Origin of the sequence: Micromonospora sp. NPDC047753, from assembly GCF_040642735.1 — a bacterium.
Lineage (GTDB): Bacteria > Actinomycetota > Actinomycetes > Mycobacteriales > Micromonosporaceae > Micromonospora.
Window position 1 is genome coordinate 1 of record NZ_JBEYSL010000563.1, and the last position, 4,012, is coordinate 4,012.

Annotated in this window: 5 protein-coding genes; 4 read left to right on the forward strand and 1 reads right to left on the reverse strand. The window is 72.0% G+C overall.

The window, feature by feature from the left end:
- Positions 1 to 668: 668 nt before the first annotated feature.
- On the reverse strand, positions 669 to 1,688 hold the full coding sequence (locus ABZ749_RS30890) for a glutathione S-transferase C-terminal domain-containing protein (protein WP_357233939.1): 1,020 nt from the start codon (positions 1,686 to 1,688) through the stop codon (positions 669 to 671).
- A gap of 81 nt (positions 1,689 to 1,769) precedes the next feature.
- On the opposite strand from ABZ749_RS30890, the gene ABZ749_RS30895 reads away from it, so the two are divergent.
- The 4 genes from ABZ749_RS30895 (at position 1,770) to nuoK (ending at position 3,843) form a co-directional block, all read left to right on the forward strand.
- Positions 1,770 to 2,198: an ester cyclase gene (locus ABZ749_RS30895; RefSeq protein ID WP_355005691.1), complete on the forward strand. Its 429-nt coding sequence runs from the start codon at positions 1,770 to 1,772 to the stop codon at positions 2,196 to 2,198.
- A gap of 94 nt (positions 2,199 to 2,292) precedes the next feature.
- On the forward strand, positions 2,293 to 2,898 hold the full coding sequence (locus tag ABZ749_RS30900) for an NADH-quinone oxidoreductase subunit I (protein ID WP_357233941.1): 606 nt from the start codon (positions 2,293 to 2,295) through the stop codon (positions 2,896 to 2,898).
- A 25-nt stretch (positions 2,899 to 2,923) separates the two neighbouring features.
- Positions 2,924 to 3,484, forward strand: a complete 561-nt coding sequence (locus ABZ749_RS30905) for an NADH-quinone oxidoreductase subunit J (protein ID WP_357233944.1) — start codon at positions 2,924 to 2,926, stop codon at positions 3,482 to 3,484.
- On the forward strand, positions 3,481 to 3,843 hold the full coding sequence (gene nuoK, locus ABZ749_RS30910; RefSeq protein ID WP_357233947.1) for an NADH-quinone oxidoreductase subunit NuoK: 363 nt from the start codon (positions 3,481 to 3,483) through the stop codon (positions 3,841 to 3,843). Before ABZ749_RS30905 ends, nuoK begins: the two co-directional genes overlap by 4 nt.
- The last annotated feature ends 169 nt before the right edge of the window (positions 3,844 to 4,012 follow it).

Here is a 4,012-nt window from a genome sequence, read left to right on the forward strand (position 1 = left end):
CACCGAACTCGGCGAACGCCCCTGCCTCCACCGCCGCCTGGTAGGCGCCGAGCTGCGGGTGCTCGGCATACCCCTCAAGGTCGAGGATGTCGCGGCCGAAACCGCCGCGCGGCACCTCGCGGGGTTCGGTCTCCTCGGTGCCCGGCCCTGCCCGGCCCTGCCCGGCCCTGCCCGGCCCTGCCCGGCCCTGCCCGGCCCTGCCCTTGCCTCCGGCCCCGTTCTGCCCCGCTCCGCTGCCCCGCCCCGCTCCGCTGCCGGCCCTGCTGGGTCGATCATGGAGTTGTGGTGGGTGACAAACCGCCCGGACAGCAATAATCCAGGCGCCATAACTCCATGATCGACCGGGTCGAGAGGTCACCGACCCGCGATCTTGCACTTGCTGTGCCAACAGAAGGGGCAAATTGCTCGAACCGGCAACCGAAACTGCAAGATCGGCGGCGCGGCGCGGCGCGGCGCGGCGCGGCGGGGCGGGGCGGGCGCGCGGCGGCGCAGGCGGCGCGAGGGGGCATGGGCAAGGGCGGGCACGGGGGCGCGGGCGGGGCGGGGCGAGCGCGCGGGCCGCGCGGGCGGCGCGGGCGGGCAAGGGCAGGGGCAGGGCGGGCGGGGATGCGGGGTAGAACTCGGGGCGCGGGCGGGCGGGCGCGGGCGGGCGCGGGGCGGTTGCTTGTTTAGGGCAGCGGGGTGTGGGCGGGGTTTACGGGCTCGACCGGGGGTGGGGGTGGGGTGCCGTCGCCGAAGGGGCGGCCGCCCAGCGCTTCCCGACCGTGTGGGGTGAGCCAGTTGGACAGGTCCGGGCCGAGCGGCACGATCCCGGTCGGGTTGATGTCGCGGTGTACCTCGTAGTAGTGCCGCTTGATGTGGTCGAAGTCGATGGTGTCGCCGAAACCGGGAGTCTGGAACAGGTCCCGGGCGTACGCCCACAGCACCGGCATCTCGCTCAGCTTCTGCCGGTTGCACTTGAAGTGGCCGTGGTAGACCGGATCGAAGCGGACCAGCGTGGTGAACAGTCGTACGTCGGCCTCGGTGATGGTGTCGCCGACCAGGTAGCGCTGGTCGGCCAACAGCTCGGTGAGCCAGTCCAGCCGGTCGAAGAGCCGGTGGTACGCCTTGTCGTACGCCTCCTGGTTGCCCGCGAACCCGCACCGGTAGACGCCGTTGTTGACGTCCCGGAACACCACGGCGTTGACCTCGTCGATCTGCTCCCGCAGGTGCTCGGGGTAGAGCTGCGGTGCGCCCTCGCGGTGGTACGCCCTCCACTGCGTGGACAGGTCCAGGCTCATCTGCGCGTAGTCGTTGGTCACCACCTGCCCGGTCGGCACGTCGACGATCGCCGGCACTGTGATGCCGCGCTCGTAGCCGGGGAAGCGCTTGAAGTACGCCTCCTGGATGCGCTCGATGCCGAGCACCGGGTCCCGGCCGTCGGGGTCGAGGTCGAAGGTCCAGCTCCGGGCGTCGTGGGTCGGGCCGGCCACCGCCATCGACATGGCGTCCTCCAGACCGAGCAACCGCCGCACGATGATCAGTCGGTTGGCCCACGGGCAGGCCCGGCTGACCGCCAGCCGGTACCGGCCCGGCTCGACCGGGTATCCGTCGCGCCCGTCCTCGGTGATCCGGGTGGCGATGTACCGCTGGTCGCGGGTGAACTCGCCGCCCGGCTCGACGTACTTGCCGCCTTTTTCCTCGCCCACGTCGCCCTCCCGGTCTGGTCTGTTGTCTCTACCCAATCCTCGCGGATCTACGGCGCACAGTGGTCCGGATACCCTGCCGGCATGACGGATGTGGAGGCGGCGGCCCGGCGGTTCATCGCCGATGTGTGGAATGCCCGCCAGGAGGAGTCGGCGTACGAGCTGGTCGCCGAGGAGTGCCCGGGGCTGGGCGGCACCGGGCCGGAGGCGACGTTGGCCTGGCACCGCGAGCGTCGGGCGGCCTTCCCGGACCTCCGCTACAAGATCGTCGACGTGGTCGCGGCCGGCGAGCGGGTGGCGGTGCACTGGCGGGCCGCCGGCACCCACGCCGGGCAGTTCGGGCCGGTGCCGCCGACCGGGCAGGTGGTCAGCTATTCGGGGGCGACGTTCCTGCGTTTCGACACTGCGGGCCGGATCGTCGAGGTGTGGAGCTGCAACGAGTTGTTCCAGTTGTTGCAACAACTCGGTGTCGAGATGCTCCCACCGGCCGTCGTCGGCGGACCCGGGGCGTGATCCGGCTGTTCCGCAGGTGACCGCGCTCCTCGGGTGAGCCCTGAGGTCGTCGACCTGTGGGTGGTGGTCGCGCGCGCAGTGGCCACAGGGCAGGATGGTCGACATGAGCGACCCCAGCGAGCGCGGTGACACCAGCGAGCGCGGCCTCCCCGGCGCGGGCCTGGTGAAGGGGCTGGCGGTCACCCTCAAGACGATGACCAGCCGGTCGACCACTCAGCAGTACCCCGATGTGGCCCCTGAGCTGCCGCCCCGTTCGCGTGGGGTGATCGCGTTGTCGGAGGAGAACTGCACGGTCTGCATGCTCTGCGCCCGGGAGTGTCCGGACTGGTGCATCTACATCGACTCGCACAAGGAGGAGGTGGTGGTGCCCGGCGCCGCCCGCCCCCGCCAGCGCAACGTGCTCGACAAGTTCGACATCGACTTCTCGCTCTGCATGTACTGCGGCATCTGCATCGAGGTCTGCCCGTTCGACGCGCTCTACTGGTCACCGGAGTTCGAGTACGCCGAGTACGACATCAAGGACCTGCTGCACGACAAGGACCACCTCGGTCAGTGGATGGCCACCGTTCCGCCGCCGCCCGCGCACGACCCGAACGGCGAGCCGGCCAAGGAGGAGACCTCCGCCGCGCGCAAGGCGGCCGCCGCACGTCCCGCTCCGCCGGCGGTACGCCCCGACGCCGACCAGGACCCGGCGTCGTGAGCGCCCGGGCCGGAAGGGCGCTCCGGTGACCGGCGCGGACGTGCTGCTGCTCGCCCTCGGCGCGGTGGCGGTCGGCGCGGGCGTGCTGGTGGTGACAACGAAGCACCTGGTCCGGGCCGGGCTCTACCTGGTGGTGTGCCTGGGCGCGTTGGCTGGTGACTTCCTGGTGCTCAGCGCCGAGCTGGTGGCCTGGGTGCAGGTGCTGATCTACGTGGGCGCGGTGGTGGTCCTGCTGCTGTTCGCGGTGATGCTGACCCGGGCCCCGATCGGCGCTTCCGACGACCTGGACCGGCCGGGCTGGCCGGCCGCGCTGATCGGTGGCGGCGCCGGGCTGGGGCTGGCCGCGCTGCTGGTCGACGCGTACCGGTGGAGCACAGTCACCTTGCCTGACGCCGGCACCGCCGAGCGGCTGGGCGAGCAGATCTTCCAGTCCTGGGTGCTGCCGTTCGAGGTGCTGTCGGTGCTGCTGCTCTCCGCGCTGGTGGGCGCGATCGTGCTGTCCCGGCCGGACATCGGCCGTGCCGCCCCGCAACGCGACGGCACGGCAGGCGACCTGGTCGACAGCGAGCCCGGGGGGCGCCGGTGAGGCCGGTCATCCCGTACGTCACCGCCGCGCTGCTGTTCGGCCTCGGCGTGTACGGCGTACTGCGCCGTCGCAACGCGGTGCTGGTGCTGATGTCGGTCGAGTTGATGCTCAACGCCGTCAACCTGATCCTGGTCACCGCGGACACCACCGCCCGCGCCGTGCTCCCGCACTCGGGGCAGGTCTTCGCGCTGTTCGTCATCGTCCTCGCCGCCGCCGAGATCGGGGTGGGGCTGGCGATCGTCCTTCAGCTCTACCGGTTGCGGGCGACCGTCGCGGTGGATGACGTGCCGCTCACCGAGTCGCCGGATCCCTCCGGTGGGCGCGAGCCGGTCGTCGCAGACTCGGAGGCTGGCCGGTGACCGGGCTGCTCGGGGCGCTGCTGCCCGCCGTACCGCTGGTCGCCGGGTTGCTCGGTCTTCTGCTGCCACCGGCCCCTCGGCGCGACAGCGCGACCGGCGGCGACCGGGCCCGGTGGCCGACGCGCTCGTGCTCGCCGACGGTTTCGTGCCCCGCGACATCGCTCTGGAC

Bases quoted from the DNA above. Each gene is read 5' to 3' on its own strand.
- ABZ749_RS30900 (WP_357233941.1), top strand. From the start codon at position 2,293: ATGGTCGACATGAGCGACCCCAGCGAGCGCGGTGACACCAGCGAGCGC.
- ABZ749_RS30895 (WP_355005691.1), top strand. From the start codon at position 1,770: ATGACGGATGTGGAGGCGGCGGCCCGGCGGTTCATCGCCGATGTGTGG.